Genomic DNA, 1,806 nt, shown 5'->3' with positions numbered 1-1,806 from the left:
TGGCTACGTTGACCGGGTATCGCGCGCATCCGGCCGGCATGAACCTGATCGCCTATGCCGTTTATTGGGCGGTGATCTTCCTGCTGCTGCGCCGCTCGAAGAACCGGATGGAGCAAAAAGCGTCGAGGAAAACGGCGAATCGCGCGGCATGAATGCGTGCTCGAATCAAGACATGAATCCAGCGATATGAAGCATTGATATGAGCCAGGCCATGAAGCAGCCCAGCCGGCTAAGCCGGGCTGGGCAATGGATGCAGCAACACGGCAGCGCGATCCGCGGCATTCAATGGGTTGTCGTCGCCGTTTATGCGTTCCTCATCCTGGTTCCCGCCATGATGCCCTTGCCCGACGGCACGACGCATTTGTGGAGCAACCTGACGCTGGCTGCGCAGTTCGTGTTTTGGGGTATCTGGTGGCCGTTCGTGCTGCTTTCGATGGTCATGCTCGGCCGCGTGTGGTGCGGCGTGCTGTGTCCCGAAGGCGCGTTGACTGAATTTGCGAGCAAGTTCGGGCGCGGCTGGGCGATTCCGCGCTGGATGCGCTGGGGCGGCTGGCCGTTCGTTGCGTTTGGACTGACCACGATCTATGGCCAGATGGTCAGCGTCTATCAATATCCGAAAGCCGTTCTGCTCGTGCTGGGAGGATCGACGGTCGGCGCAATGATCATCGGCGTGTTGTATGGACGCGAAAAGCGTGTCTGGTGCAAATACTTGTGCCCGGTGAACGGCGTTTTTTCCCTGTTGGCGCGCCTCGCGCCATTTCACTACAAAGTTGACGAAGACGCGTGGCGTCGTTCGTATAAGGAAGGCGAGCACGGACATCGGGTCATTCCGGTCAATTGTGCGCCGCTCGTCCCGCTGCGAGCCATGGAGGGCGCCGCGGCCTGTCATATGTGCGGTCGTTGCAGCGGTCATCGCGATGCGATTTCGTTGCAGTGGCGATCGCCGTCCGCGGAAGTCGTGCAGTTGGGCGCGAAACAGGCCAATCCGTGGGACACCGCGCTGATCCTCTATGGCTTGCTTGGCATCGCCATTGGCGCGTTTCACTGGACCGTGAGCCCGTGGTTCGTCGCGTTGAAACAGATGTGCGCTTCCTGGCTAATCGATCAAGACATTCTCTGGCCGCTCGATACGAACGCGCCCTGGTTTCTCTTCACACACTATCCTGAACAGAATGATGTCTTCTCGTGGCTCGATGGCGGCCTGGTGATCGGCTATATCGTGGCGACGGGGCTCATTTATGGCACGTCGTTGCTGGGCTTGCTGGCCGGAAGCACGCGCACCCTCGGCAGCTTCAGTTTCACGCGGCTCCACCATCTGGCGCAGGCGCTGATTCCGGTTGCCGGCTGCGGCGTGTTTTTGGGCTTATCGGCGACGACGGTGTCGCTGCTGCGTGCCGAGCATTTGCCGCTCGGCTGGGTGACCTTCGTGCGCATGGGCCTGCTCGGCGTGGCGAACTTGTGGAGCGCGTGGCTCGCCTGGAGGGTCATCGGCAAATATTCGCAAGGGCGAGTGACGTCGCGTTGTGTCGCCATGCTGTGGTTCGTCGCCGCACTCACCGTGGTCGATAGCGCCTGGTATTTCATGTTCTTTGGTTTTTCACGGTAACGTTCGGGTATCGCGATTTCCTTGTAGCCCAACCTCCAGGTGATTTATGAGAACGAAACCCGTATTGACCGATGAAGACGTGAAAGTGGTCGCAGCCGCGGCAGAAGCGCATGCGCTCGCAAACAAGTGGAACGTGACGATTGCGATTGTCGATGACGGTGGCCATCTGCTTCACTTGCACCGGCTGGACGGCGCGGGCG

Annotated in this window: 2 protein-coding genes and 1 pseudogene; all 3 read left to right on the top strand. The window is 60.0% G+C overall.

Annotation, left to right across the window (positions count from 1 at the left end; all coding sequences use genetic code 11):
• Positions 1 to 152 (top strand): annotated as a pseudogene (locus WCA53_RS06545) (FTR1 family iron permease); the annotation flags it as partial.
• 59 nt (positions 153 to 211) lie between these two features.
• Positions 212 to 1,606 carry a 4Fe-4S binding protein gene (locus WCA53_RS06540; protein ID WP_423907111.1) on the top strand — a complete coding sequence of 465 codons (1,395 nt, stop codon included), beginning with the start codon at positions 212 to 214 and terminating at the stop codon, positions 1,604 to 1,606.
• A gap of 46 nt (positions 1,607 to 1,652) precedes the next feature.
• Positions 1,653 to 1,806, top strand: a 154-nt coding sequence (locus WCA53_RS06535; protein WP_423907114.1) for a heme-binding protein, incomplete at its 3' end; no start/stop codon positions are given.

Origin of the sequence: Caballeronia sp. (genome assembly GCF_049581465.1) — a bacterium.
Taxonomy (GTDB): Bacteria; Pseudomonadota; Gammaproteobacteria; order Burkholderiales; family Burkholderiaceae; genus Caballeronia.
The sequence above is the reverse complement of the archived record's forward strand: the minus strand, read 5'-3'. Positions and strand labels throughout refer to the sequence as shown.